Raw genomic sequence first — 25631 nt, 5'->3', positions numbered from 1 at the left:
TTTCTATCCTGGCATCGTACCGGCAATGATCCCGGCTCCGTTGGGGAGTTCGATGGGAAGACGTTCCAGGGCGGTAAGCCCTGCAGCAGCCATCATTGTCATGATCTCCCCTTCCGAATAGGCCTGCCCTTCGGTGGTGCCAACCAGCATGTTCAGGGAAAAGAGTGCCGGGAAAAGCGGCCGGTCCCTGGTATTCTCAAGGATGAACTCCTGGACGAGCAGGAGTCCGCCCGGTTCCAGGGCACCCACTGCCTTTTCCAGGATCACGGCACACCCATGGGGGCCTTCCCCATGCAGGATGTGAGAGAGCCAGGCCACATCGAAACGCCCCTCGATCCCCCTTGCAATGAAATCCCCATCCATGAAGCCGATCCGATCGGACAGCCCGAAGCGAGCGACGGTCTGTTCCGCAAAGCGCTTAGTGGTGGGAAGATCGAAAATCACGGCCGTCAGCTCAGGATTCTGTTTGCAGAAATGGATGGCATAGGTGCCCGGTCCGCCTCCCAGATCCAGGAGGCGCCGACGCCCGGTAAGATCGATCTGAGTCACAATCCGGGGAGCCAGCAGCATGGCCAGGTTGAACATACCCAACAGGAAACTCTCCCGGACGCTTTCGTCTTCACCGTGAGAGACCCGTTCGCGAAGCGGCCTGCCGGTTGCCACAGCCTCATGCAAGTGTGCCCACCCGGCCATGAGATGATGATGGTGCAGGATGATATGCCCCAAGTAGTCGGGCGATGTCCGAGCGAGGAATCGAACTGCCGAAGGCGATGTAACAAAAGCCTCCCCCTTCTTCTCCAGGAGGCCGAGCGCTGCCAGAGCGTCCATCAACATGGACAGCCCACGTGGGCTCATATCCAGAAGATTCGCGAGCTCTGCGAGGGTAAAGGGTCGCTCAGCCAGAGGGGTAAACAGGTCGAGTCTAACCCCTGCATGAAGGGCACAAGTCCCCCAGTAGCCTCCGGAAAGTTGCAGCAGATCTGCAGGCATCCACTCCTTTGCTTCCATACTCTCCTCCTGTCAGGATCCAGGCTTTTCTCCCCGATGGGGGAGGGATGGCGATACACTCTTACAGATGATACCGTCTTTCCGATTCAACTCAACCGGATGACCTCCTCTTCGCAACAGTACGGACAGCACAGAGGGAAACATGATAATACAGCAGGAAATGGTGATATACGATGCGGTTCAGGAAGGGTGAACATCAAGGAGGCAACGTTGAAGAGAATGGGGAGGTCTTCAGCCCAGTACTATACCGAATCTTTCGCAACTTCAGGGAAGTGCTCGATCCGTACCAATACAACATTGGTCAATTTTTCAGTGGAAAGCTGCAGAAGCTGTGTCTTGTCTCCACGGTGCAAATAGGCGGGCACATGCTCCTTGCCTTCTCCGCTCACGTGCGCATCGGTGACTGCGCGCCTGATGGCGCAGCCGCTGGAATGAACCCTGTCGCCACACCCACCGGGCAACTTGGTATATTTGCAGATGAAGACTTCAGGGAGAACCGTTTCTGCCGCAATGGGAACATCCTGCCCGATGATGGCGAGGTATTTCGTATTGGCTGCCATGACGCGCATTGACGCATCAACAACAACTACGGGCGCTTCAAACTCGTCTACAAACTCCTGGAGTTGAAACGATTTGGGGGATTTGCCGAAATGGCGAAAGAGGCATTCTTCACAGATGCCATGGGTTATTCCGTCGACTGTACCGACCTCACGATCTGTCAGTACGCGTCTTTTGATTTCAACCCCACACCATGCACAGATCCGTCTCATCAACCCTCCCACATTCAGTCAGCAACTGGGCAGTTACACGTGGACAGCCCGCCAACATGAGCATTACAGACTCGTCAAACCTTCACGGATGGCATATTTTGTGAGATCGGCAATAGTAAACAGGTTCAGTTTTTTCATGATTTGCAGGCGATGAAACTCGACTGTCTTCGAACTGACATTCAGCTCATAAGCAATCTTTTTAGTGTTCCACCCTTCGGCGAGAAGTTGCAGTACCTCGCATTCTCTTGATGTCAAAAGAGAGAAGGCATTCTGGTCTTCCCCTTCTTGCCGGAACAGCAGTTCCTGGATGAAGTTCTCACTTATGGAGACTCCGAAATAATACTCCCCCCGCGCGACTTGGTGCACTGCCTCTACGAGTTCATCCGCTGTACAGTCCTTCTGCAGGTAGCCACGAGCTCCCGCTTTCATGGATTGGAAGAAGTAATCACGGCCGGCATGAACAGACAGGACAAGAACATGGGAACTTGCAAGACCATCAGTTATGCGTCGAGTTGCCTCGATGCCGTTCATTTCCGGCATGGCAATATCCATGAGAACCACTTGAGGCTGAAGTTCCCAGGCAAGGGCAATGGCCTCCCTGCCATCAGACGCTTCCCCCACGATATTGCACGAATTATGGCTCAGTATGTGACATAAGCCTTTGCGCATCAATTTGTGGTCGTCTGCTAAGAGCACCCGTATCTGCGGATGAACTCGTTCCGAACTCTGATCAGACACGAAAGTCCCTATTAACTACGCAATACACTAATGAGATTTTTGTTTAACAGAAAATAGCAGGTCAACCAACTAGGGATTTCCTAGTATTAACCATATTTATGCATGTAACTGGCACATACCCGAAAGATGTACAAGAAAACGTGACACGACGGGAACCATTGAATTTCATACTGCCTGCAAGCAGTCGCAACCGTTTTCGCATTTCGTGTACTTGCGCAATAGTCCACAGATTTCTGATAGTTAGTTAGTCACATGGTTATGTGAGCAACGGTAGTTCATACTGCCTCATTGCAATCGCATGCTGGCACAATGAACACAATCTAAGAATATGTGCTTTTTCAGCCGAATCTTTACCCTGCTTGTACAATTAAGTCAAGGACATATACATTCACAGGCGCGTGTTGAAATAGCAGAGAAACAGGGGATGAAGCAGCATGCGGACTAATGACAGACAGAGGAGAATACTCCAGGTGCAGAAAAGTACCCGGCAAGAGTTGGACAGTCCGGTCCACCCTCGCAGAGCACCTGATCAGTCGACGGCTCCCGCAGCCGATGGAGAAGGGATCGATGCTGCCCATTCCCGAAGGGTGCGCACACGCTCGACCACCGGCGGATGGGAATAGTAGAACCGGGCATAGAGTGGATGGGGGTGGAGATTGGATAGATTTTCCGCTGACAGCTTGATCAGGGCCGAGGCCAGAGAGCCGGCATCACCGGTGATCTGCCAGGCAAAGCGATCCGCATCCTGTTCATGCCGCCGGGAAAACCAGGCCGACACCGGCGTAACCGGGAACAGCAGCAGCGAGGCGATAAAGCCGAGGATCACCATGCTTGATGGAAGGGATGCGGTTTGAAGACCAAGCAATTGTGGCAAACCTGGCCATTGAATCGCCTGGAATGCTGTCCAGGAGCCGACGAACATCGCAAGTTCCGTCACCACGATCCGTTCCAGGACATGACGCAGCTTCCAGTGGCCGATTTCATGGGCCAGCACCGCAACGATTTCCCGGTGGGTCATCTGGGCAAGGAGGGTGTCGAAGAGTACAATCCGCTTCACCTTCCCGACCCCGGTAAAATAGGCATTGGAGTGACGACTGCGCCGTGAAGCATCCATCTGCATCACACTTCCCACCCTGAGGCCCGCCTTTGCCATCATTGCCGCTATCTCTTCCTGCAGCCCCGGCTCGAAAACCGGTTCAAACCTGTTGAAGATGGGCTCAATGAGATACGGAGAGACGAACATCATGAAGAGTCCGAAAATCGCCATGAAAGCCCAGACCCAGATCCACCACCGCAATGGGCTCCACTGGATCAGCCAGAAAATGGTAAAAACGACGCCCGCCAGCAGCAGGGAACCGATGACCAGGGATTTGAGAAGATCCACGGACCAGAGCCGCCTGGTCGTTGCATTGAATCCGTGGCGGGCCTCAACCGTGAAGGTGCCGTAATAGGAAAGGGGGAGTCCGAGAAGGGTCTGAACCCAGGAGAGCAGTAAAAAGAAGAGAACGCCCTGTGTTATGGGCGAATCTGTCAGTCCGCAGATGAAACGGTCATAGAGGGGAAGCAGGCCTGCAAAGAGAAAGAGGGCTACCAATCCGTTATTGAACAGTGATCCCCAGAGTTCGAGTCGACTGCTGTCCAGGGTGTAGGCTGTGCTCCTGGCCAGTGTTTCCTCATCGATGGCCGAGGCGAACCCTTCGGGTATCGTGTCACCGTGCTTCTTGAGGTGGCACAGGTTCAGGTAGCGGAGCCAATACGTAAAGGAAGTGACTGCCACGAAACAGGCTAACAGGAAAAAGGTCATGAATGGCAGGTCCTGTGGGAATGGAATCAAAAGATGTACGGCGGAAAACAAATATCAGCAGTCGTCTTCATCAGGGCATTTCCCCCAGCGGGAAACCAGGCGAGTCAGTTCGACGCCATCCTCCTCCCGCACCAGCTGATGCAGAAAGGCCAGTTCCCCTCTCTCATCCAGCCGCCTGCTGCGGGCAACAACCGTCTGCCCGTAGAGAGCCTCTGCCCGATAGGAGATTTCCAGCTCTGCCAAAGAGCAGCATTCCGCCACGGACGGCGGCACTGTCTCAAGCCCCCAGCCGGCATAGACCACGTTATTCACATGGTGGTTCATGTCCAGGTCTCCCCTGCCCACCCTGAAGGACAGCTCGGTTTCAGGATTATCGAGTCGTGGGAGCGATACAAAGTCGTCATTGATGGCCCGTTGTGGCAACAGGGGATAATCCGGCAGGTATTCGCTAATGATAACCGGTCGACGGGTGGCAATATCCAGAACCGCAAAAGAACAGGTGGCAAGCGCAATGGTCGTTCCATCGGCTGCCACCACCTCGAACTCCCGACAGGAAAAGCGCCCTTCCCGCAGCGAAGGCCAGGTGCGAACCCGCAGGACATCGCGGGAAGCGGCCGTGCCGATCAGTTTGAGATGCATGCGGGAGATGACCCAGGTGAGCCCCCTGGACATTAACTGCCGTACTGCTATCCCCAGGATCCGGGCATGGTCTCCTGCTGCCTCCTGCAGATAGTTGAGGAAAGCTGTCGGCCGCACCCGTCCCGAGGCATCAACCTCGTAGGTCCGAACGGGGAACTCTTTTTCGAAGACTGGTTCCATCAGGGAGCAGTTATCCAGTTGCCTGACGACATGCCGACTACCCTTTCACACAGGGGAGGCCGGTTCGCCGCCAGCCGGCCATGTGCCCCTCCAGGAGTTCCACATTCCGGTACCCGGCAAAACCGAGGAGAGCTGCAGCCACCTGTGCGCGAGGACCATGCTCGCAGGTCACCACCAGTTGAGACTCCTTGTCTGTCGGCAATGGAGCCAGACGAAAGAGGATCTTCCAGGCAGGAGCATGGATCGCCTGCGGGATATGCCCGCCCTTGTACTCCATGCCTGTACGTACATCAACCACACAGGGTGCCTGCGATTCTTTCAGACGACGTGCCAGATCCTTTGCCTGCATGGTCAGCGACGGTCCCCGCCAAGCCGCAACAGCATGAGGAACAGGTTGATGAAATCCAGATAGAGGGTCAGAGCCCCCAGTATGGCGGGCTTTCTCCCCTCCGCCCCACCAGCGGCCATTGCCTTGATCTTCCAGGTATCGTAGGCAGTAAGCCCGGTGAAGACAATCACACCGAGAGCCGAGATGATCCAGGAGACCGCAGAGTTCCCCACAAAGATGTTTACCACCGAGGCAATGACGATACCAATGAGGCCCATAAAGAGGAAACTTCCCCACGAAGTGAGATCGCGGCGGGTCATATAGCCGTAAACACTCATGGCGCCGAACATGGCGGCAGTAACCACAAAGGTGGCGGCGATGGAATCCGCAGTGTAGACCAGGAATATGATGGAAAGGGTCACCCCGTTCAGTGCCGAGTAGGCGATGAACAGCAACGTGGCAACGGCAGCACTGAGACGGTTGATGGCACCGGAAATAGTAAAGACCAGCGCCAGTTCACCGATCATCAGCCCGTAAAAGAGCAGTTTGTTGCCAAGCACTACCTTGAGCAGGGTCGGCGTGGAAACGGTCACCAGAGCCAGCAGGGCGGTAACGAGCAAACCCGCTCCCATCCAGGCGTAGACCTGACGGATGAGAGTGTTCTGGGCACTGACAATCTGGTCCTGGGTGCGGGGGTAGTTGATATCGAACTGATTCATGCTGGATATTCCTTTCATATACTGCGTGTAGGTTTTTCCCTTGCCGCCAGATACACACGATATGAACGGCGGCCTATGGTTGCATTGTCGTCATTATTCCCTGCTCTGTCAAGGTCGCCTCATGCCCAGTGGGCAATCGGCTCGAAATTCCTTGACGCGGAGTCGCGGTTGCGTTATGTACATTGGCGGGTCAAACAGTCAAAGAGCCACCACCACAACCGCGATACACGACAATACTAAACCATCCGCGAGGATGGGGCGGAAAGCCCACGGGTCTCAAGCAGACAGCCGGGTTGCCGAATTATCAATTATGATATACGGCACCCGGCTTTTTTTGTTCCATGACCTTACGTCCGCCAATTTCGACGGATTTGCAAGAACCCCTGTCAACCCCGCAGGCATGTGAGCGTTGTATCAGGTATCACCACACACCAAAGTCAGCAGAAAGGAGTCAGCATGAAACGCATAGCACTAGCCGCCGCAACCTTGGCCATTTTGGGTATCCCCCTGGCCCAGATTGCCAACGCCGAGGTCAGCGTCAACGTCAACGTGGGGATCCCGGTAGTCCCGGTGGCGGTACCGGCGATTCCGGGTCCTCCCCAGATAGTCCTCTCGACGCCACCCGAATTCGTCATGCCATCGGCACTCGGATTCTACGTTGCCGTTGGCGTCCCCTACGACATCTTTTACGTGGGCAACACCTATTACCTCTACCGTGACAACGGCTGGTATCGGGCGCCATACTACAACGGTCCGTGGCGGGGAGTTGAACGCCGGCATCTGCCACCGGGACTGCGCAAGCACAAGTTCGAAAGGATCCGCTACTACCGCGACGAGGAGTACCGCCACTACCGTGGTGATCATGACCGGTATCGCGGTCGCCACTTCCGTCCGGACAAGGGCTGGAAACAGGAACAGAAGGAGAACCGTCGCGCGGAAAAGGCCCAGTGGAAAGAGGAGCGGCGGCAGGAGAAGGACGAGAGGAAATGGGAGAAAGAAGAGCGTAAGGAACACGGCAGGCACGGCGGCCGCGAGTAATATCCAGAAGCGGTACGGGTTCAATAGTGATCCCGTACCGCTTTTTTTTAAAGGAACGCCACGAAATCCACAACCCGCAACCTCCCCATTTCCCGCAGCTCTTCCTGAAACCCCTTCCCTGAAAGAACTCTTCTCAGTTTTCCGCGCTGGCCGCCTCGGCGTTGCAACGTTCAACCACCTCTCTGAGCCAGGCAATCTCATCGGGTAGAAATTGTTTCGCGTGTTCAGTCCCGACGTTCAAAGCCCAGTGCAATGGCGGCATGGAGGTTGCCGCCAGCACATGCCCCGGCACCTCCACGAACTTTACGTCTTCCTCTGCCCACGCATGCAGACGCTCTTTGGTATCGAACAACATCAGATAATCGTTTCCCTCCGACTCGATGACCAACGGCAGAACCTGCCCTTCCGACACTGCCTCAGCTTCTCCCTCAAGATCCTGCATGTCGAGGGTCGGAACAAAAAAAGTCCCGTTAAGGAAGAGATCGTAAAATTGCGACTGGTTCTTCGGATTATTCAAATCCAGACGTAGGATCTCCAAAGCATGGTCGAGTAGATTCATTTTTTGCCACCTTTCCGGCGTTTGCATGAGAATCTTCGGGATATCGTTCGTGTACCCTGGCAAACGCCATCCTTTAATACTCCATTGCCCAATGCTCCGCAACCGGAAAAACCGCGAAAGAGACCCCGTGTAGCGATATATGTTCTTGAATGGGGAGACGCATGGCAAACAATATCCGCTCTGCCCAAGCCAGGGAGTCCAACGTGAGATATACTTGCAACAAAGGAATTCATCTCTCTCAGGAGGCTACCATGCGTTACTTCTTTCTTCTGCTGTCCCTGCTGGCCGCACCGCATGCTGATGCCTCGGAACTTGCCCCGTTGGCTGACTGCGCCAGCAGCGTTTTCAGCGAGATCAACCATACTAAGGCATGGTCGGGAAAAGCACCGACAGGTTGCGCAGCAAAAGTGTCAGTGGAAAAACGGAATGATGGCGCCCTGGTTACCACCTGGGTCACTGAACGGACTGCCGGAGGATGGATGAGAACCGCCTACGTGGTACTGATGGGCTACGCGGAAATTGCCGACGGGAAAGCTCTGGCACGGGGAAACAGGGACGTAAAGGAACGTGCAGCACGTTTGGGCCGCTGCCTGGATTCGCTCATGACAGTCAACGATCCGCTCTACTGTCGGTACAAGGCTACCAAAGAGTATTATGCCGAGGAGAAGATGGGAACCGAACGGCACTGGTTGATCTGGCTGGACGATAATGGTCGGCAGAGCGCTGTCGAGTTCGTGATCGGCGACACCACCCCCAGTCCCGCTCCTCCTGCGGATATCTTCAATGGCGAACAGTTGCCTCCGGGAACCGATTTCCACATCCTTCTGCAACGGTAACAACAGGAGTTCAGAATTCCCCAGGGGTTACCGAATCTGTCCAAAGTCGACGCGACTCTCAACAGAACAGTTGTCCAGAAAATGGGATCTTTCATCCGTCAGACCGGATACCTGCTCCATGATACGCTGGAATTCCGCGGAACCGAGCGGTTTTTGCAGACAGTCGATAACCTGCAGCTCTTTGCAGCGATCCAGTTCACGGTAGAGATGTGACGAACTGAGTATGACCACCGGCAAGTCATGGGTCCTTGAGTCGTTGCGCAGTGCCTCCAGGACTTCGACCCCGCTCATGTCCGGCAGCTTCAGGTCGAGAAAGACCACGGCAGGCAGCAGGGTATCCTGATATGCCTGATTCGTACCCAGATATGCCAGGGCATCCTCACCATTGTACCGGACCACTACCTCTGCATCGGTATTCTTGGTCATGATCCGGGTTGCCAGGAATACATCGTCGGGATTGTCTTCCACCAGGAGTATCGGGTGCTTTTTCATTGCTCCCTCCCTGCAGTAAGCACAATATAATTTTATCTACATATTCAATTTATCAAGTTTTTAGCAATTTGCAATGTTCTGCAAAAAACTTTCCTTTCAAGAAAATTGGGGAGAAAATTACTCACTCGACAATATCGTTCTCTGCCGGTTATCATTCTTTACGGTAACACCTTTTGCTCCTGCACCGGTTACGACCTCGCGCAACCATGACAACCCTGTTCTCACAAAACATCCTTGTTTCGTCCCCAATCCTTGTTAAAATTTCACTGTAACCTCAAGAGCCATAAGTTTTTTCAAATGTGAGGTCAACATGGGAAACGTTGAAGGGAAATACCTGATCGGCAGACAACCGATCCTCGATGGAAAAGAGCAGGTCACAGGGTATGAACTGCTTTTCCGCTCTACGGAATCTCTGTCATCGGCAATGGTCAAAAACGCTTCCCAGGCAACTGCGAGCGTCATCATAAACACCCTGTCGGGCTTCGGCCTTCAAGAAATCCTCGGTGATCTCCGGGGATACATCAACATTGACACAGAATTGTTCATGAGCGACTCCCTTGAACTCCTTCCGAAGGAGCGCATCGCCCTGGAACTGCAGGAGAGCATCGCAATAACCCCGAAGACCATTGATCGCTGCCGCCTCATGAAGAAGAATGGTTTTATTCTTGCCCTTGACGACCATAGTTACAATCCCGATTTCGATGAACTCTATGACATTGTGGACATCATCAAGATCGATATGCTGAAAACTCCCAAGAACCAGCTCCAGGAGACCTTGCTGAAACTTCGCCGCCATAAGCCGAAATTGCTGGCGGAAAAGGTGGACAATCGCGAGGTATTCGACCTGTGCAAGCGGCTCGGATTCGACTTTTACCAAGGGTATTTCTTTGCCCGACCATCGGTGTTGGAGAAAAAGTCCGTCGACGAATCGGCCGCAACCCTGCTGAAGTTGCTCCGTCTGCTGCTGGCAGACGCAACCATCACGGAACTCGAACAGGTTTTCCGCAGCAATCCGGCATTTACCTTCAAACTGCTCATGCTGGTCAATTCCGTTGCCATGGGTGTCAGGGAGAAGATCCGCGACGTGCGTCATGCCATTACGCTCCTGGGTCGCCAACAGATTCAGAGATGGGTGCAACTGTCCCTGTTTTCCTCCGTCGATGGTCCGCAGGACAACAACCCACTTATGGAGATGGCCGCAGTCCGTGCCACGTTCATGGAACTCATCGCCGCCGAACATCCGCAGCTCAAGGGTCAACGCTCTGCCCCGGACAAGGCGTACATGGTCGGAATTCTTTCCCTCATGGAAAGGATCTATCAGATATCCACAGACGAGATCGTCAACAAACTCAACCTGTCCGACGAAGTGAGATTGGCACTGACCGATCATGCAGGCATTTACGGTTCTCTGCTTGAGGCAGCAGAACTTGTGGAACGCCTTGAACTGAGTGAACTGGCGTCGTCTTTACAGCAGATGGGAATTCCATGCGAACTGGCCCTCGCGTCCCAACTGAAGGCCTATGGCTGGCGCCATGAAATGGGTTGAATAGTGGTGTTGACCCGGCACGTAAACCAAAGCCCCTGTTCAGCCTAGAACAGGGGCTTTGCCACAGGTGGCCCTGCAACCGTCTAAAGCGTCGCTCTGCATCATCGCTTGGCTCTTCCGGAATAATCGTCACAGCGTAAAGTAGAATGTTGCTCCCTGGTCCACATCCCCCTCTGCCCAGACACTTCCACCATGGCGATTGATGATATTCCTGACAATCGCCAGCCCGACACCGGTACCTTCAAACATCTCCTGCGAGTGCAGGCGCTGGAATACACTGAACAGCTTGTCGGCATACTGCATGTCGAATCCTGCGCCATTGTCCCTGACAAAATAGACGTATCGTGCATCCTGCAGATATGCACCGACCTCAATACGGGCATCTTCACGTCTGCGCGTGTACTTGAGCGCATTGGAAAGGAGATTGAAGAAGACCTGCCTGAGCAGTTTCGGATCAGCCTCACAGGGCGGCAGATCCCCAACGGTCACGTCCACATGACGCCCTTCCCGCTCCTTGTCCAGCTCCTCCAAAACCCCATATACCAAGGCAATCGGTTCGATGTACTTTTTGGACAGCGGCATCCGGCCGAGCCGCGAGAAGGTCAGCAGATCATCGATCAGACCCTCCATGCGCCGCACGTTTCCGGAAATCCGCTTCAGATAATTCTGCGCATCTGCGGGAATATCCGCGAAGTATTCGTTGACGAGAATGCTGCTGAATCCATCTATCGCCCGAAGCGGAGCGCGCAGATCGTGTGAAACCGAGTAGGAAAAGGACTCTAACTGGCTGTTGGCCTGCTCAAGCTCTGCTGTTCTCTGGGCCACCCGCTGCTCTAGGGCATTATTCAATTCGCGAAGCTCTTCCTCGTCCTGTTTCCGCTTGGTTATATCTTCGGCAACCCCTTCAAAGTAGACCATTGCATCTTCGTACGCAACCGCACGTCCTGACAGCGAGACCCAGATTTTCCCCCCATCCTTGCGATACATCTGGCACTCGAAAGAGTTCACTTCACCTTCTGTGTCTATGATCCGTCTGAACTCGGCACGACGATCGGCGTCGACATAAATCTGGCTGCCGATATCGGTGACAGACGAAATCAGTTCGGCAGGGGAATCATACCCGAGCATGGCTGCAAACGCCGGATTGGCCGTTATGAAACGCCCCTCTGCTGAGGTTTGAAAGATCCCTTCAAGGGCATTTTCGAATATGCCCCGATACTTCTTCTCGGCCTGCTGCAGCGCCTTTTCTGCCTTGGCGCGTTCTTCCCGCGTGCGTAGCGCAAGAATCCCGAAGGCCAGATCGTCGCTCAACTCCTGGAGGAGCGTTATCTCCTCGGACTCGAAGGCCCCGGGGGAATCGGCATAAAGAACCAATGCGCCGAGCACGTCGCCGTCCGCTTTGATCGGAATGGCAATGGACGAGCGGAAGTTGTGCTGCAAGGCCTTGTCTCGCCACGGAATATAGGTCGCATCTGTCAGGACATCCTCGACAAATACAATCTCCCCACTCCTGATCGCAAGACCGGTCGGGCCTCCCCCCAAGACGCTACTGTCCCAGGTTATGGCGATGGATTCGAGATACCCGTCATCATGGCCAGCACATGCTACAGGGCGGACACTCTTTGCCGGGTCCTTCTCCGCAAAGCCAACCCATGCCATGCGATAATTCCCCAGCTCAACGATAATCCGCAGTACATCCTGCAACAACGACTTCTCGTCCGTGGTACGGATCATTGACTGGTTGCACTCGCTTAAGACCCTCAGGGTCCGGTTCAGCTTGCGCAGCCCCTCCATGGTTGACTTCAACCTGCCCGTCATAATGTTGAACGACTGGGCCAGTTCGCCGATCTCGTCAGGGGAATGCACATTCACGACACGATTGAGATCGCCCTGGATGATGGTTTCCACAGCGCTTTTCATCTGCTGAACCGGCCGCACGATGGTCCTGACTATCACCATGCCGAACAACCCGATGGAAAAGGAGAGGAGCAATCCGGCAATACTCATGATGCTTGTCATCTTGATCCGACCGTCACGCAGCACGGATCGGTAAAACTGCAGCTCATCCTCATAAACGCTCGTACCGATTATCCAGTCCCAGGGTTCGTAATACGCAAGCCGGGCAATCTTCCATCTCGGTTCAGCCTCACCCGGATTCTGCCAGAGATAGCGTTCCGTCGCCAGTTCTCCTGATCCGAGCACTATGGCCTTGTCGATAATCGACTTTATGACGTAATTGCCATTGCTGTCCGTGCTCTCCAGGATGTCTTCGCCGTCGCGCTTTCCCTTCTGGGAGACAACGTAATGCCCCTGGTGTTCCCCCTTTCCCCCCAGTACATAGACATAGCCGGTTTTCCCCACACTGGTCTGCAGAATTGCCGCGCGTACCCTGCACTCCACGTTGCGCAGCTTCACACCTACATACAGCATCCCCATAAGCTTCCCCCTACGATCCGTAATCGGCTCATAGGCGGTCAGATACCACTCGTCAACGACAAAGGCGCGGCCATGGTACGTTTTCCCTTGCTTGATCGCTTCAATGACCCGATTGAGAGTTCCGTCGGGATTCACAGCGGGGATGTAGGTACCGATTGCCCGCTTACCTTTAGCGTTCCTCACGGTCGTTGCAACACGGAGCATGTCGCCCTTATCGTTCATTATCTGGAAAATGGTCGCAGTGTCCTTCACCAGGCGCGTAACTTCATCCACCACCACCGTTTCACTGTCCGGGTCCGTATTCATCCCCAGCCATCTGCCCCCGACCATCATCTTGGGGAGGGTGATGCTGGTCTGCTGTCGGTTGAACTGATTGGTTGCAGTCCAGGTTACCCGCTCACTCGCCAGACTTACCCCTCCAGAAGTGACAAGCACCCTGCGCGCCACATTCAGGTTGGAATCGATCTGTTGCTGGGTAGCCTCGTGCTCTGTCTTGATCAGGTGGTACACCCCCCTGGTGATGCTGTCCAGGTTGGTTTCAATGAGGCTGCTCACCTCTCTCTGGGCCAGGGTGTTGTATTGTCCGCTCTGCCAGACGGCAAGCGCCACCAGAGAAAATACTGTAATCAGCACGCTGCCGGCACCCAAGAGGGAGATCTTCTCTTTTAATCGCAGATGGATGAAAAAATTGCCCATTCAATTCCCACGAACATTTCCGTGCTCATGACGAGACCGCAAAAAGTGGTACCCAACGTAAGGTCCCGAACTAACGAAATTCAGGAACAAATGAAATCAATTTAATACACCAAATTTTACTTGATAAATATTAATTGTCCAAAAAGAATAACACCGGCACATAATCGTCTTGAAATAGACTTTCAGTTGCATGAGCATTTCAGGTGGGTACCCGCACCATTAAGCCCGGCAGATATGAAATACACAGAGAATGCACTTCAATTCTCCGGCAAAAATCAGGCAATCCCTTATTTTGCCTAAAGATAAGTATGAGAAGAACGATATAAATCTTTGTATGTCATTAAAACCGGACAACATGCACCAGCACGACACCGTTCCCGCGAGGATATCCATATCATCATCCTACCTCAGGGAGAAATGGTCAGGAGTAAACCATGAGCCCCTTTGACGAGTTGTTCCACAGCAGGATACGGCTTCCCTCCCCGCCTGCCATTGCAATCAAGATCCTGGAAACCGTCCGGAAAGACGATTTTGCCTTCCAGGATCTCGCATACATTATTGAATCCGACCCTGCCCTGACGGCCAGGGTGCTCAGGATGGCAAACTCCTCGTACTACAACGCATCGTGCAACGTGACCAGCATTGCCAAGGCACTTTCCATCCTCGGCACCCATGCGGTCCTGAATATCGCCCTGTCGTTCGTGATCTGCACGGAATTGATGAACACGGCCACTGATGGCTTCGATGTCGATCTCTTCTGGCGCAGGGCCGTCACTGCTGCCGTTGCAGCAGATGAGACCGCAAAACTCGTCAAACACCCCAATCACGATCTGTTCATCGTCGCCCTTTTGCAGGATATCGGCATCCCGGTCTTGCATAGCTGTTTCCCGCGGCAATACCAGCAGGTTATCCAGCAAAAACTGAACAGCCAGACACCGCTTGTCGAGATCGAACGAAAGCTGTTCGGCTTCGATCATCTGGATGTCGGCGCCGAACTCCTGAAATCATGGCAGCTCCCAGAAGAGATCTACCTCCCTATCAGGTACCTTCACCAGGGATGCACCATCCCTTCCAGATATCGGCCCATTACGGACATCTTGACCATTGCCGGTCGATTATCCTCGTTTTACAACGGTTCTCAGGATGTGGACAAGATCAGAAAGGTCAAGCAGATCCTTGACCGTTCATTCAATGTAGTTGGGGAGTCTGTCGACATGCTTGTCGAAAACACTGTCCACAACACCCTTGCCATTCTCGATTCATTCGAGCTCTCCCCCGGCGACCTCCGTCCGTTTTCCGTAATTTTGCAAGAGGCAAACGAGCAGTTGAGCAGGCTTTACGACTCCTACGAGCTGATGGTGATCGAATTGAAACATGCCAAGGAAAAGGCGGAAAAGCTTGCGCTGGAGCTCAACGATGCCAATGAGCGTCACCGCGAGCTGGCTTTCAAGGACGGGCTGACCGACCTGTATAACTACCGCTATTTCCAGGAAGCCATGGACCTCGAATTCATGCGGGCGCAGCGGTACAACCGAGTCTTTTCCATGATCCTGCTCGATCTGGACCATTTCAAGGAAATCAATGATACCCATGGACACACCATTGGGGATTTTGTCCTGGCAAACGTCGGCAAGGCAGTCGTCAAGTCGGTCCGGGAGACCGATATCGTTGCACGCTACGGAGGAGACGAATTTGCAGTGATCCTGCCCGAAACAGCGGATGAGGATGCCATTGTCGTGGCTGAACACATCCGCAAGAACATCGAATCATGTACCATGACCATAGACGACTTGACGATCAAGGTCACGACCAGCATGGGAATCGCCAGCAACAGATGCGCCTCGGATCTGAACAGCAAGGCGGCCCTGGTCAGCCTTGCGGACAAGGCGCTCTATCTCGCCAAAAACAAGGGGAAGAATCGCGTTCACTCCATCAAGTTCGCCGGAATATGAATCTGCCCTTGTTTCGTGTGGCAACAGATGTACAACTCGTAATCCTTCAAAGTTGATCAATGCGTTAATCCCTCTCGCAGATCATGACCATGCCCCCTGAACCAGCCACCGCAGGTTCAGGGGGCTGTCCGATGCCGCGGCATTATGTAAAACAATCAGTCTACGACATATTATGTCACTGCCTTCTGCTATTCGTCTCCCGAACCCTTTTCAGAGGTGGACAGCAGCCATGGCAATCGACATGATGGACAGACTGAAAATTCTTGCAGAAGGTGCGAAATACGACGTCTCCTGCGCCTCCAGCGGCAGTTTCCGCCGCAACAGGGATGGCATCGGCAATGCGGCTTCCTGCGGCATCTGCCATAGCTGGACCAGCGACGGCCGCTGCGTTTCCCTCCTCAAGATCCTGATGACCAACAGCTGCATCTATGACTGCGCCTACTGCATCAATCGCCGCAGCAACGATGTCCGACGGGTCATGCTGACGCCTGCCGAGGTTGCGGAACTGACCATCGGCTTTTATCGCCGCAATTACATCGAAGGGCTCTTCCTCAGCACCGGCGTGGTCCGCTCCCCAGACTACACCATGGAACTTCTGATCCAGGCGGTGCGTACGCTACGCCAGGGATATCGCTTCAACGGCTACATCCACCTGAAACTCGTGCCGGGTGCCGATCCGCTCCTGGTAGAGGAGGCAGGCCTTCTTGCCGACCGAGTCAGCATCAACCTGGAGCTGCCGACCAGGGAGGGGCTTGCCCTACTGGCGCCCGACAAAAGCCGCGACGCCGTGGTAGGTCCGATGCGCCAAGTGAACAAGCTGATTGTCATCAATCGGGAAGAACGCCAGGTTTCCCGGCAGGTGCCCCGCTTTGCCCCTGCCGGCCAGAGCACCCAGATGATCGTCGGCGCCACCAGTGAGACCGACCGGCAGATCGTCACCCTTTCGGAAGAGCTCTACCGAAGATTTGAGCTGAAGCGGGTCTACTATTCGGCATTCATCCCGGTGATCACCGACAGCCGCCTGCCGGTCAGGCCAGCATCGCCGCTCAGGCGGGAACACCGGCTGTATCAGGCCGACTGGCTGCTTCGCTATTACGGTTTTCGCGCCCACGAACTGCTGGATGAAGAGTCGCCGAACCTGGATACCGAACTCGACCCAAAAACCGGCTGGGCGCTTCGCCATCGAGAAATGTTCCCGGTGGAAATCAACCGGGCCGACTACGAGGTCTTGCTGAGGATTCCGGGGATCGGCGTCCGCTCGGCAAAGCGGATCGTCAGGGCGCGGAGGCAGGGGCATCTGGGTATCGACGACCTGGCAATCCTCGGGGTGGTTATGAAGAGGGCTCGCTATTTCATCACGGCTCGGGGCCGCACTGCCGGAGCGAGCAACCTGGAGAGCAGCCTCTTACGAAGCACGTTGATGGGAGGAAAGCGGAAACAGGCCGACAGCCAATTGGAACTGCCACTCTCTAGACCGCAGGCAGACAACGAAATCATCGACCTGGTCACGGGAGAACTGTGATGGGTGGTCACTATCGCTACGATGGAAGCTTTGCCGGTCTGTTAACGCTTTTAGCCCGACTCCTGCCGGCTCGTATCCTCCCGGATGCCATCAGCGTCGATCCGCCGTTGCAACAGAGCCTCTTTACCGTGGTGACAACCGTGGAAACGGACCAACTGCTTGTCGAGCAGTTTTGGGAAAAGCTGTCGACCCACCTTGCGCCAACGTGCCTCAGGATCGTGCGGTTGGCGTTTCTTGCCGACCACCCCGGACGGGAGCTGATGATCTGTCGATATCTGCTGCTGGCATGGGAGGGGAAAAATATCGGCAACATGCTTGCCCACTCCGACGTGGCGCCGCTCTGGAAGCTCAGCCAGCAGGTCGGGCGCGAGGCGCACCGCTACCTGGGGTTTGTCCGTTTCCAGGAGGTGGAAGGCGGCTTTTACTACGCCGGCATCGCTCCCGATCACCGGATACTCCCGCTCATCGCTCCCCATTTTGCCGCCCGCTTCAGGGATCAGCAGTGGTTGATCCACGACAACAGGCATGGCGAAGGGATCATCCATGACCGTAACCGGCGCGAATGGCTGATCCTCCCCATGAATGTTCATGCAGAGCCGCAACTGACGCTGGCAGAGGAGCGGTTTCAGGTCTTGTGGAGGAGTTATTTCACGACCCTGGCCATTGCCGAGCGGGAAAACCTCCGGCTGCAGCAGAGCAAGGTGCCGAAGAAGGTGCGCCCCTGGCTGGTGGAATTTTCCTAAGGAGGACCGACAGGAAACCTTTTACTTCGAGAACCAGCAAAGGCGGCCCATCGGCCGCTTTTCGAATTGGGGAAACTATCCTCTTATCCTCCGCCACTTTCACCATAGGCAGGAGACTGGCGCAGTATCTGCAAAATATTCCAAAGCTGTATCGCCTGCAGGCGTTCTGCGGCTAAAACAGTCTATATTCCGGCAGGTTTCGCAAAGCCGGCATTTCCGGCGCTGCCCAGGTTTGCGGCAGACTGCGAACGCAATGCTTAACTGTCCGGCACGAAAGGTACACCATGACGCCAAAAGGAACCGACCGCTATGTAACCTTCAAGGGGATCGACGGCGACGGCAACGCGCGCCGGCTGATCGCCATGCTGCGCCGCCATATCGATGACCCTGGCAAGACCAACGCCTTCTGGGAACAGTTCAAAGGGAAGCTGGCGCTTGCCGGCTCTGCCGAGGCCAATCATGGCCGGATGCTTGACGAGTTGTTCCTCGTCCATTCCTACATCAACAACATTCGGGAGCTGTTCGAGGAACAGGACGACCAGGAAGCCCTGGCCCTCCTGCAGCAGGTTGAAGCTGAGTCGTGCTAGAAGAAACCATCGAGGACATGGACATTCCCCGTCGGATCAAGGAGGAATGAGGCGGGGAAATGTGCAGACCAATCACTGTAGCAGCCTCATAGTGCATTACTGGTCGGTCATCTCTGCTTGAGAATCTGGTCAATCGTTTGTTCTGCCGATTCCTGGGTCAAAGGCGCTGAAATTCCATTACCGGGAACGGACAGGTGCCTGTCAGCTCCGGGAGTATCCGCATGTGCGAGTGTTCTGACAAGGTCATCTCTGACTTCAGCAAATATCTCCTGCATTGCCCGGTTCATATCCGCAAAGCGCTGGTCCATAATACACGCTGTTCCCAATCCGCAACCCTGCTGGATTATCGGGGTCCATACCCTAGCAGCCTTCGTTTCCCACACCTGCAGATTGTTCACCTTCCGTATAGCCCGGAAACTGAGAGCCACTTCGTTCGGCCTGTCCCAGGACCCAATGGCATATGCCTTTTCCACAGTACCATCGATGAGTATCTCTTCGTCCAGCAATTCCGATCTGTTATATACAAACCGAGCCGAGCGGAAAACACCTGAGGCCGCTAGGTCGTCTGCGAAGTATTTTCCCCACAACTCGGGTGTTAGCGCCGAAGTCGTCCCGGGAAACCCGGCCTTGACCAGATTTATCGTTATCCCTTCGGCGCTGAATACGCTTCCACGGGTCGTGAAGTTCTCTGTGCCATCCGTAAAGGGCAGAACCGCAACCTTCATCTGCAGTTTTGCCACGCCTGCCTGAGGCATGCCCGGCTTATAGACAAACCTGGTGGAGGCACATCCCGCAAGCAGAAAGAGTACGGAAGCAACAAAACAACGGAAAAATCCTCGCTTAAAGCATCTCATCTGGGAACCCTTGCAGTAAGTTTGGTGCAGCGCTTCGATGAACTCGTCCTCCTACTTCTTCTGCAGCCTAATCAGTTCCGTTTTTGAGATCCTTGCCCGCGCTCCCGAACTGTCCGATGCACTGACATAGGCAATGGTGGCTTCAACGGTATCTCCTACCTTGAATATATGCAAATCGATTCCCGACTTCGCTGCGACGGTCGTCTCATATGTCTTGCCTGCCTTGTCCTTCAATCCGACGAGTCCCGTCCGGTAGTCGATCTTCACAATCGTTGCAGTGACTGTCACCGTCTTTGTTGCTGAAGCCGATAGCGCGGGCTTCGTTCGCAGTGGTTCGATTGTGGATATGGCAAGGGCACTAGCTGGCATCATGAAGCAGAGAGCGAGGCAAAATAACGTGGATGCTGTTTTCATGGTTCCTCCTTAGGGGTATTTCGACATAAAAAATTAATACTACGGGCATGACTGCTAAAATCTCAATATCGTTTTACGAAAAGCGTGGCAACAAAAAAAGGACCCCGAAGGATTCCTTGTTGTTTGTTTGGAGCGGGAAACAACTCTCCAAGTCGGCATCTGTGGGGAAGACGAGGGCATAAACCAGATCATCTCCTGTCTTCATGTTAGCAAATTCCTATCCCTTTCAACCCCTTTCCTTCGTTGACATGTTGACATCATTCAATTAAAATACACACATTAACCAACTGACTTACTCAACTGTTGCCAGTTCACCGACCATGCACTTCTGGTACAAATCGAATACTGACTTCTCTTTCATGACGAAGGCAGCGACCTCATTACCGAAGGTCTGGCGACACATCACGAAGAAGTATTGGCCGCTCGTTGTCGTAGAAGCATCCGAGTCTCAATAAAATACTGGAGGCACTGTTATGACTGGCAAAAAAAGACTCTTCTTTCTGGCAGTGATGTTTACGCTTCTTTTTGCGCTCGGAGCCTGTAGCAGCGATGATCCTGTTACACCCCAGAATTCCTCGACTCCGGCCATCACCGGTTTTTCACCAGCCACTGCTGCTGCGGGTGACACTATCACCATAACCGGTACGGGCTTCAGCACAACGCCTGCGAGTAATACCGTCGCATTCAACGGGACACCGGCGACCGTGGTCAGCAGCACGTCGACCCAAATAGTGGTTACGGTGCCTGCGGGTGCAACCTCCGGGACCATCACAGTCACGGTTGGCGGAGTGACCGCTACCTCCAGCTCCACCATTACGGTCACGACCGGAACAGGGACCGCAGGTGCCCTCGACACCACCTTTGGGGGTACAGGGTACGTAACCACGACTATCGACGGTATTGCCAATGCCATTGCGATACAAGTCGACGGTAAGATTCTGGTGGCTGGTTCCGGCACCGATGCAACCGTTGTCCGCTACAACACGGACGGCACCCTCGACACCGGCTTCGGCACTGCAGGTATCGCAACGCTGCCGGCGGGGAGTTCCGAGCTTTCAATTATCAAGGGGCTGGCCCTGGACAGTAACGGCAAGATCGTCGTGGCAGGTGTGGGGACTTCCGGCGGGTTCTTCAGGATGGCCGCCGCCCGCCTCAACACTGACGGCAGCCTCGATACGACTTTTGGCGCCAGTGGCATCTTCTACTCGCCCTTTACCTCGAACGGATCGTACGGCGCCCAAGACGTGGCCATCCAAGCTGACGGCAAGATAGTGCTGGTTGGTGAAACGGCCGACAAATTCGCTGTCGTCCGGCTCAACACCGATGGCAGCCGCGATACCACCGGGTTTGGCAGCCCCAACGGTTACGTGACGACGGCCATCCAGGGATATTCGCATGCCCAAAAGGTGGCGATTCAGGGCGACGGGAAAATCGTTGTAATGGGCCAGTCGTTTTTGAGCAACTTTACCAATTTTGCCGCCACCGTCGCCAGGTATAACACTGATGGCACTCTTGACACGACCTTTGGCAGCCCGAATGGTTACGTCATAGACACCCGTCTGGACGACCCGCAAGCCATGGCTCTGCAGAGCGGAAAGATCGTGATCAGCGGTGGCGCCATAGTGGGTCCGATCTATCAGTTCGCCATGCTTCGGTTCGGTACCGACGGAGTCTCTGACAGCACCTTCGGCACCACGGGTCTTGTTACCACACCGGTCGGGGGAGCCGGTGTCAGCGGCGAAGCCTACTCGCTAGCCTTGACCAGCGGCGACGGCATTATCCTCGCCGGGCATGTCAGCACAACCCCAGCGCAGATAGGAGTTGCCCGTTACAGTTCAAACGGGGTCCTTGACACCACCTTCGGAAGCCCCGACGGCTATGTGCTTACCTCGATCGGCACAAGTCCCTACCCCTACGCCGCTATCATCGACGGGAACGGCAAAATCGTTATCGCTGGAGGGCAGGGATCGGGTACCGCGTCATACTTCGTAGTCAGGTACCTTCCATAAAACAAAGAGTAAAGCGGCCCTCCAGATTTGGGGGGCCGCTTTGTTCGTACATGCTTCCAACGAATTACCCCGCCGCAAGCACCGGAGTCCAGTGATTTTTAATTTGGTCAAAGACATCCCCCCAGATGCCTCTCACACCTGGTCAAAGTCGAAGAGACCCGTGCAGAAAAACGACAAGCAAAAAGGGAACCTCAAAAGATTCCCTTGATCGTGATCGATAAAAGAGAGTGTAATTGAAACTACAGGTATCTTGTGTGTAACTTTTCGACTGTTTATGCCAGAAAACAGAAAAAAGGGTCAAGAGACCTTGACCCCATCCAAGGTCACACGACTATTTTATCGACAGGTCATTTTTCACCGAAATTACCCCCTTAACCCTGGCGGCAACCTCTCCCGCTTTTGATACACTCTGCGCCGAATCGACGAATCCACTTAACTGTACCACTCCCTTGAATGTCTCAACATTGATCTGCATTGTTTTCAGTGTTGGTTCGTCAAATATTGCAGCTTTTACCTTGGTTGTAATGACGGAGTCATCGATATACTGGCCGGTGCTTTCGTGTTTTTGCGTGGATGCGCATCCCAGGAATACGGTAATAAACCCGACACAGACCAGCGATTTCAAGATACGATACAATTTTCTCATGGTATTTCCTCCTTTTTCACACGTTTGCTCAGAATGATATGTTGATACCTGCCCCGTAGTACTCTGCCCGAAGTTTGTAGAACTGCCCGAAAGGCAAATTGCCGTGGTAATATTCGCCGAATATCTGAATGGCCCGTTTTTCAGTATAGGGGCTGCGAATATTGAAGCCTGCTTTGGCGCTTACGTCGGGGTTCCAGTCGGTTTCCTCCCAAGCATTACACATGACGCTGCCGAATAGTCTAATTGTCGGCTTGTAGACTGGCTTCGTGCTCAGATAATCGATGCCCCCCTGGACACTTCTGCGCTTGATCTCGTCACTTTTTGATTACACAATCGATAACAGCGTTAATTCTACGGTTTTTCTGTCGCCCTTCAGGGGTGTTGTTGTAGGCGATGCGCCGGGTGGCACCGTACCCCTTGGCAAACAGGCGGGAACGCTCGATACCGAAATTTTCAACCAGGTAGTTCACCACATTTTCTGCACGCTGCAGGGAGAGCTTCATATTGTGCTCAGCGCCACCGATGTTGTCGGTATGCCCCTCGATAACAGCAGTAGTCGTCGGGTACTTCTTCATGTAATCGCCGACCTTGTTGACTTCGCCATAATAGCGGGGCTGGATCTCGGCGCTATCCGTGGCGTATTCCACCTTCAGGGAGATACAGAGCCTCTCGGGCGGTGGAGCGAGTTCCTTTACATCGAGAGCACAGTCGATGATGGCGTTGATGTGTCGGTTTTTCTGCTTACCTGCATCGGTTGCGTTGTCGGCAATCGGACTGGCCTTACCGTAACCTTTGGCAGAGAGACGCGAAGGATCAATACCGAAATTATCCACCAGTGACTTCACCACGCTCTCGGCTCGCCGCTGGGAGAGTTGCAAATTGTATTCATCGCTGCCGACCTCGTCTGTATACCCCTCGATGACGGCGGTAGTTGTAGGGTATTTTTTCATGAAGTCACCGACCTTGGCCACCTCATCGTTATATTGCGGGCGTATGTCGGCTTTGTTGATGTCAAACTCGATGTCCAGGGAAACACAGTATTTCATCTTCTCCGGGGTTGGTTCTGCAGCAGGTACCGGCTCGAGTGCAGGTTCCGGAATAGGGGCCGGGGTGACCACTGGCTCAGGCTCAGGCTCAGTTACCGGCTGCGTGGCAGTTTGTTTCCCGCCGAACTGGTAGGTAACCCCGACGGTGTATTCATAGTTGGAAAGGGTCTCATTGTCACGGAAGACGAGGTGGCGTAAATCGGCACGCAGAGCCAGATCGTCGGTCAGAAAGTATTTGAGCCCAGGCCCGTAATCGAAGATCCCCTTGGTTAGGGTGCCCTGGTTTTCGCGGTCAACGGTGATGCCGCCATAACCTGCCGCCAGGTAGGGAACCAGTCTGCTGTCCGGTAGGAGGTGCAGTAATAGGTCGCCGCCATACCGATAGACCTGGACGTCTTGGCTTGCCTGGGTGCTTTCCGTCGGGACGAAGTCGAACAGTGCCTCGACACCGAAATACTTGGTGAAGTTATAGCCGCCACGGATGCCGATGACGGGTCCTGTTTCCAGGTGCTGCTTGCCGTCGAAGCTGTAGCCGCCGACTATGCCGGAAAGAGTAAAGGAATCCGGGCGAATGCCGCCTGCTGTGGCCGTTGAAATAATTGCGAAGAGGAGTAAATGGACAATCGAAGACGTGGTGATGATTTTCATATGATACCTCCTTGTCATAAATGCTGTCAGATTTCGAAAAATGCGCGGCTGTAATCACAATAGGCAACTATGGTCGGCATGCAGCCCTATGCGTCAAGACGGAACCGTGAGATCCTGGTCTTGTGCAAGGCGCACGACCAGTTTGCCGAAGTTCTTGCCTTCCAACATCCCGATGAAAGCTTCGGGTGCGTTTTCCAACCCATCGACAATGTCTTCGCGGTACTTGATGCGGCCTTCAGCCAACCATGCGCTCATCTGCTGGTAAAACTCGCCAAAACGATGGCCGTAGTCCTCGAAAATGATGAACCCCTGCATCTTGATGCGCTTGGTGAGCAGTGTCCGCATCAGAAGCCCGAGACGGTCCGGGCCTTGCGGCAGGTCGGTGTCATTATACTGGGCGATCAGTCCGCACAAAGGGATGCGGGCAGATGCGTTCAACAGAGGAAGAACAGCATCGAATACCGTTCCGCCGACGCTCTCAAAGTACACATCGATCCCATTCGGGCAGGCTACTGTCAATTGTTGCGAGAAGTCGGCGCGCCTTCGGTCTATACAGACATCGAACCCCAGTTCCTTCACAACATAGCGACATTTTTCAGCACCGCCAGCGATACCGACCACGCGGCAACCAGCGAGTAGCTTGGCAATCTGGCCCACCACCGAGCCGACCGCTCCGGATGCGGCCGGAACAACTACTGTTTCCTTTGCTTTAGGGTGGCCGATGTCAAGCAGGCCTATATAAGCAGTAAAGCCGGGCATGCCAAGGATCCCAAGGAGTAGCGAGGGACGAGGCATCCCGCTTTCGAGTTTGGCGAGATTCAGGCCATCGGAAAGATCATAGTCCTGCCAGCCGCTGTAGGCGAGGACCAGGTCTCCCGCCTGAAAGTCCGGATGGAAAGAAGTTTCAACGCGTGAGACAGTGCCGCCGACCATCACGTCATTGATCGCTACCGGTGCTGTGTAAGACGGCTGATCGCTCATCCGGCCTCGCATGTATGGGTCGAGCGAAAGATACAAGGTTCGCAAAAGCATCTGCCCGTTTGAGGGGACGGGAACGGCACGTTCTTCAAGTCGGAAGTTCTCGGTAGTCGGGACGCCGAAAGGGCGAGATTTCAGAACGATTCGGCGATTGACGGTATTGCTTTGTGACATGATTCTCACCTCGCCTGAAACAAGTGAACACGCAGTTTACGAAGCCGGTGATAACTTTCTTCTGTGATCATTTCTTGTTTGCCTTCTCAAGGTCAAAATCTTTCACATCCATGATTCCCATAAGTTCGAGTTCGGCGATCTTCAGGTCGGCATTGAACCGAGCCTGATTTTTTTCATCCGCAAGTAACATGCCCGAGAAGATTTGAAGGTATAAAGAGCGTAACGGCTTGATTCGTAGGGTGAATAATTCAGGAAACGCAGGGACCACG

General features: G+C 54.2%; 25 protein-coding genes and 1 riboswitch. Of the genes, 8 read left to right on the top strand and 17 right to left on the bottom strand.

The features are described 5' to 3' along the window. Positions 1-3: 3 nt before the first annotated feature. The 7 genes from GJT30_00935 to GJT30_00905 all read right to left on the bottom strand — a co-directional run bounded on the left by GJT30_00935 (position 4) and on the right by GJT30_00905 (position 6186). Positions 4-1008 carry an SAM-dependent methyltransferase gene (locus GJT30_00935; protein MSM38175.1) on the bottom strand — a complete coding sequence of 335 codons (1005 nt, stop codon included), beginning with the start codon at positions 1006-1008 and terminating at the stop codon, positions 4-6. Between the two features lie 242 nt (positions 1009-1250). After that, entirely contained in the window at positions 1251-1778 is a 528-nt protein-coding gene (locus tag GJT30_00930) for a hypothetical protein (protein ID MSM38174.1), read from the bottom strand. A 63-nt stretch (positions 1779-1841) separates the two neighbouring features. Further along, positions 1842-2480 carry a response regulator gene (locus GJT30_00925; GenBank protein MSM38173.1) on the bottom strand — a complete coding sequence of 213 codons (639 nt, stop codon included), beginning with the start codon at positions 2478-2480 and terminating at the stop codon, positions 1842-1844. Between the two features lie 565 nt (positions 2481-3045). Further along, complete coding sequence (locus tag GJT30_00920) at positions 3046-4320, bottom strand: M48 family metalloprotease (GenBank protein MSM38172.1); 1275 nt, start codon at positions 4318-4320, stop codon at positions 3046-3048. A 54-nt stretch (positions 4321-4374) separates the two neighbouring features. Continuing rightward, the gene (locus GJT30_00915) at positions 4375-5139 is read right to left on the bottom strand and encodes an acyl-ACP thioesterase (protein MSM38171.1); all 765 of its coding nucleotides are present in this window, start codon (positions 5137-5139) and stop codon (positions 4375-4377) included. Positions 5140-5176: 37 nt separating this feature from the next. Continuing rightward, positions 5177-5488, bottom strand: coding sequence for a rhodanese-like domain-containing protein (locus GJT30_00910; protein ID MSM38170.1), 312 nt, complete (start codon positions 5486-5488; stop codon positions 5177-5179). 2 nt (positions 5489-5490) lie between these two features. Beyond that, positions 5491-6186 carry a BAX inhibitor (BI)-1/YccA family protein gene (locus GJT30_00905; GenBank protein MSM38169.1) on the bottom strand — a complete coding sequence of 232 codons (696 nt, stop codon included), beginning with the start codon at positions 6184-6186 and terminating at the stop codon, positions 5491-5493. A 225-nt stretch (positions 6187-6411) separates the two neighbouring features. Further along, positions 6412-6487: riboswitch (cyclic di-GMP riboswitch) on the top strand. A 155-nt stretch (positions 6488-6642) separates the two neighbouring features. Here GJT30_00905 and GJT30_00900 point away from each other — a divergent pair. Beyond that, positions 6643-7224 (top strand): hypothetical protein, encoded by a 582-nt coding sequence (locus GJT30_00900; GenBank protein ID MSM38168.1) that lies wholly within the window; start codon positions 6643-6645, stop codon positions 7222-7224. A 133-nt stretch (positions 7225-7357) separates the two neighbouring features. Here the strand turns inward: GJT30_00900 and GJT30_00895 are convergent, their stop codons facing one another. Beyond that, positions 7358-7783: an SseB family protein gene (locus GJT30_00895; protein ID MSM38167.1), complete on the bottom strand. Its 426-nt coding sequence runs from the start codon at positions 7781-7783 to the stop codon at positions 7358-7360. A gap of 251 nt (positions 7784-8034) precedes the next feature. On the opposite strand from GJT30_00895, the gene GJT30_00890 reads away from it, so the two are divergent. Next, positions 8035-8619: a hypothetical protein gene (locus GJT30_00890; GenBank protein ID MSM38166.1), complete on the top strand. Its 585-nt coding sequence runs from the start codon at positions 8035-8037 to the stop codon at positions 8617-8619. 27 nt (positions 8620-8646) lie between these two features. On the opposite strand, the gene GJT30_00885 is transcribed toward GJT30_00890, so the two are convergent. Continuing rightward, complete coding sequence (locus GJT30_00885; protein ID MSM38165.1) at positions 8647-9111, bottom strand: response regulator; 465 nt, start codon at positions 9109-9111, stop codon at positions 8647-8649. A 310-nt stretch (positions 9112-9421) separates the two neighbouring features. Here GJT30_00885 and GJT30_00880 point away from each other — a divergent pair, with 310 nt between their 5' ends. Next, entirely contained in the window at positions 9422-10657 is a 1236-nt protein-coding gene (locus GJT30_00880) for an HDOD domain-containing protein (GenBank protein MSM38164.1), read from the top strand. 129 nt (positions 10658-10786) lie between these two features. Here GJT30_00880 and GJT30_00875 read toward each other — a convergent pair whose 3' ends face one another. Further along, positions 10787-13789 carry a GAF domain-containing protein gene (locus GJT30_00875; GenBank protein MSM38163.1) on the bottom strand — a complete coding sequence of 1001 codons (3003 nt, stop codon included), beginning with the start codon at positions 13787-13789 and terminating at the stop codon, positions 10787-10789. A gap of 434 nt (positions 13790-14223) precedes the next feature. On the opposite strand from GJT30_00875, the gene GJT30_00870 reads away from it, so the two are divergent. The 4 genes from GJT30_00870 (at position 14224) to cowN (ending at position 18593) form a co-directional block, all read left to right on the top strand. Continuing rightward, positions 14224-15741 carry an HDOD domain-containing protein gene (locus tag GJT30_00870; GenBank protein ID MSM38162.1) on the top strand — a complete coding sequence of 506 codons (1518 nt, stop codon included), beginning with the start codon at positions 14224-14226 and terminating at the stop codon, positions 15739-15741. 229 nt (positions 15742-15970) lie between these two features. Continuing rightward, complete coding sequence (locus GJT30_00865) at positions 15971-17263, top strand: putative DNA modification/repair radical SAM protein (GenBank protein ID MSM38161.1); 1293 nt, start codon at positions 15971-15973, stop codon at positions 17261-17263. Further along, positions 17263-18006, top strand: coding sequence for a DUF4130 domain-containing protein (locus GJT30_00860; GenBank protein ID MSM38160.1), 744 nt, complete (start codon positions 17263-17265; stop codon positions 18004-18006). The genes GJT30_00865 and GJT30_00860 overlap by 1 nt, the downstream gene beginning before the upstream one ends. 284 nt (positions 18007-18290) lie before the next feature. After that, the gene (cowN, locus tag GJT30_00855; GenBank protein MSM38159.1) at positions 18291-18593 is read left to right on the top strand and encodes a N(2)-fixation sustaining protein CowN; all 303 of its coding nucleotides are present in this window, start codon (positions 18291-18293) and stop codon (positions 18591-18593) included. A gap of 107 nt (positions 18594-18700) precedes the next feature. Here cowN and GJT30_00850 read toward each other — a convergent pair whose 3' ends face one another. Together GJT30_00850 and GJT30_00845 are read right to left on the bottom strand one after the other, a co-directional pair. Continuing rightward, entirely contained in the window at positions 18701-19333 is a 633-nt protein-coding gene (locus GJT30_00850) for a hypothetical protein (GenBank protein MSM38158.1), read from the bottom strand. 165 nt (positions 19334-19498) lie between these two features. Next, entirely contained in the window at positions 19499-19861 is a 363-nt protein-coding gene (locus GJT30_00845) for a hypothetical protein (GenBank protein ID MSM38157.1), read from the bottom strand. A 473-nt stretch (positions 19862-20334) separates the two neighbouring features. Between GJT30_00845 and GJT30_00840 the strand changes: the two genes are divergently transcribed. Further along, the gene (locus GJT30_00840) at positions 20335-21870 is read left to right on the top strand and encodes a hypothetical protein (protein MSM38156.1); all 1536 of its coding nucleotides are present in this window, start codon (positions 20335-20337) and stop codon (positions 21868-21870) included. Between the two features lie 331 nt (positions 21871-22201). Here GJT30_00840 and GJT30_00835 read toward each other — a convergent pair whose 3' ends face one another. From GJT30_00835 to GJT30_00815, 5 genes are all read right to left on the bottom strand, one after another. Then, a complete protein-coding gene (locus GJT30_00835) occupies positions 22202-22516 on the bottom strand; it encodes a BON domain-containing protein (GenBank protein ID MSM38155.1) in 315 nt (104 codons plus the stop codon). Between the two features lie 28 nt (positions 22517-22544). Continuing rightward, a complete protein-coding gene (locus GJT30_00830) occupies positions 22545-22826 on the bottom strand; it encodes a DUF1207 domain-containing protein (GenBank protein MSM38154.1) in 282 nt (93 codons plus the stop codon). Between the two features lie 4 nt (positions 22827-22830). Beyond that, on the bottom strand, positions 22831-24210 hold the full coding sequence (locus tag GJT30_00825; protein MSM38153.1) for an OmpA family protein: 1380 nt from the start codon (positions 24208-24210) through the stop codon (positions 22831-22833). Positions 24211-24303: 93 nt separating this feature from the next. Beyond that, a complete protein-coding gene (locus GJT30_00820; GenBank protein ID MSM38152.1) occupies positions 24304-25362 on the bottom strand; it encodes a zinc-binding dehydrogenase in 1059 nt (352 codons plus the stop codon). Between the two features lie 67 nt (positions 25363-25429). Further along, positions 25430-25630, bottom strand: a complete 201-nt coding sequence (locus GJT30_00815; protein ID MSM38151.1) for a hypothetical protein — start codon at positions 25628-25630, stop codon at positions 25430-25432. Position 25631 lies beyond the last annotated feature (1 nt).

It is taken from the genome of Geobacter sp. (assembly GCA_009684525.1).
Lineage (GTDB): Bacteria > Desulfobacterota > Desulfuromonadia > Geobacterales > DSM-12255 > Geoanaerobacter.
This window is presented reverse-complemented; position numbering and strand designations above follow the sequence as displayed.

Excerpts from the sequence above, each read along its gene's own strand:
- GJT30_00935 (MSM38175.1), bottom strand. The coding sequence starts at position 1,008 with ATGGAAGCAAAGGAGTGGATGCCTGCAGATCTGCTGCAACTTTCCGGA.
- GJT30_00930 (MSM38174.1), bottom strand. The coding sequence starts at position 1,778 with ATGAGACGGATCTGTGCATGGTGTGGGGTTGAAATCAAAAGACGCGTA.
- GJT30_00920 (MSM38172.1), bottom strand. The coding sequence starts at position 4,320 with ATGACCTTTTTCCTGTTAGCCTGTTTCGTGGCAGTCACTTCCTTTACG.
- GJT30_00915 (MSM38171.1), bottom strand. The coding sequence starts at position 5,139 with ATGGAACCAGTCTTCGAAAAAGAGTTCCCCGTTCGGACCTACGAGGTT.
- GJT30_00910 (MSM38170.1), bottom strand. The coding sequence starts at position 5,488 with ATGCAGGCAAAGGATCTGGCACGTCGTCTGAAAGAATCGCAGGCACCC.
- GJT30_00905 (MSM38169.1), bottom strand. The coding sequence starts at position 6,186 with ATGAATCAGTTCGATATCAACTACCCCCGCACCCAGGACCAGATTGTC.
- GJT30_00900 (MSM38168.1), top strand. The coding sequence starts at position 6,643 with ATGAAACGCATAGCACTAGCCGCCGCAACCTTGGCCATTTTGGGTATC.
- GJT30_00895 (MSM38167.1), bottom strand. The coding sequence starts at position 7,783 with ATGAATCTACTCGACCATGCTTTGGAGATCCTACGTCTGGATTTGAAT.
- GJT30_00890 (MSM38166.1), top strand. The coding sequence starts at position 8,035 with ATGCGTTACTTCTTTCTTCTGCTGTCCCTGCTGGCCGCACCGCATGCT.
- GJT30_00885 (MSM38165.1), bottom strand. The coding sequence starts at position 9,111 with ATGAAAAAGCACCCGATACTCCTGGTGGAAGACAATCCCGACGATGTA.
- GJT30_00880 (MSM38164.1), top strand. The coding sequence starts at position 9,422 with ATGGGAAACGTTGAAGGGAAATACCTGATCGGCAGACAACCGATCCTC.
- GJT30_00875 (MSM38163.1), bottom strand. The coding sequence starts at position 13,789 with ATGGGCAATTTTTTCATCCATCTGCGATTAAAAGAGAAGATCTCCCTC.
- GJT30_00870 (MSM38162.1), top strand. The coding sequence starts at position 14,224 with ATGAGCCCCTTTGACGAGTTGTTCCACAGCAGGATACGGCTTCCCTCC.
- GJT30_00865 (MSM38161.1), top strand. The coding sequence starts at position 15,971 with ATGGCAATCGACATGATGGACAGACTGAAAATTCTTGCAGAAGGTGCG.
- GJT30_00860 (MSM38160.1), top strand. The coding sequence starts at position 17,263 with ATGGGTGGTCACTATCGCTACGATGGAAGCTTTGCCGGTCTGTTAACG.
- cowN (MSM38159.1), top strand. The coding sequence starts at position 18,291 with ATGACGCCAAAAGGAACCGACCGCTATGTAACCTTCAAGGGGATCGAC.
- GJT30_00845 (MSM38157.1), bottom strand. The coding sequence starts at position 19,861 with ATGAAAACAGCATCCACGTTATTTTGCCTCGCTCTCTGCTTCATGATG.
- GJT30_00840 (MSM38156.1), top strand. The coding sequence starts at position 20,335 with ATGACTGGCAAAAAAAGACTCTTCTTTCTGGCAGTGATGTTTACGCTT.
- GJT30_00835 (MSM38155.1), bottom strand. The coding sequence starts at position 22,516 with ATGAGAAAATTGTATCGTATCTTGAAATCGCTGGTCTGTGTCGGGTTT.
- GJT30_00825 (MSM38153.1), bottom strand. The coding sequence starts at position 24,210 with ATGAAAATCATCACCACGTCTTCGATTGTCCATTTACTCCTCTTCGCA.
- GJT30_00820 (MSM38152.1), bottom strand. The coding sequence starts at position 25,362 with ATGTCACAAAGCAATACCGTCAATCGCCGAATCGTTCTGAAATCTCGC.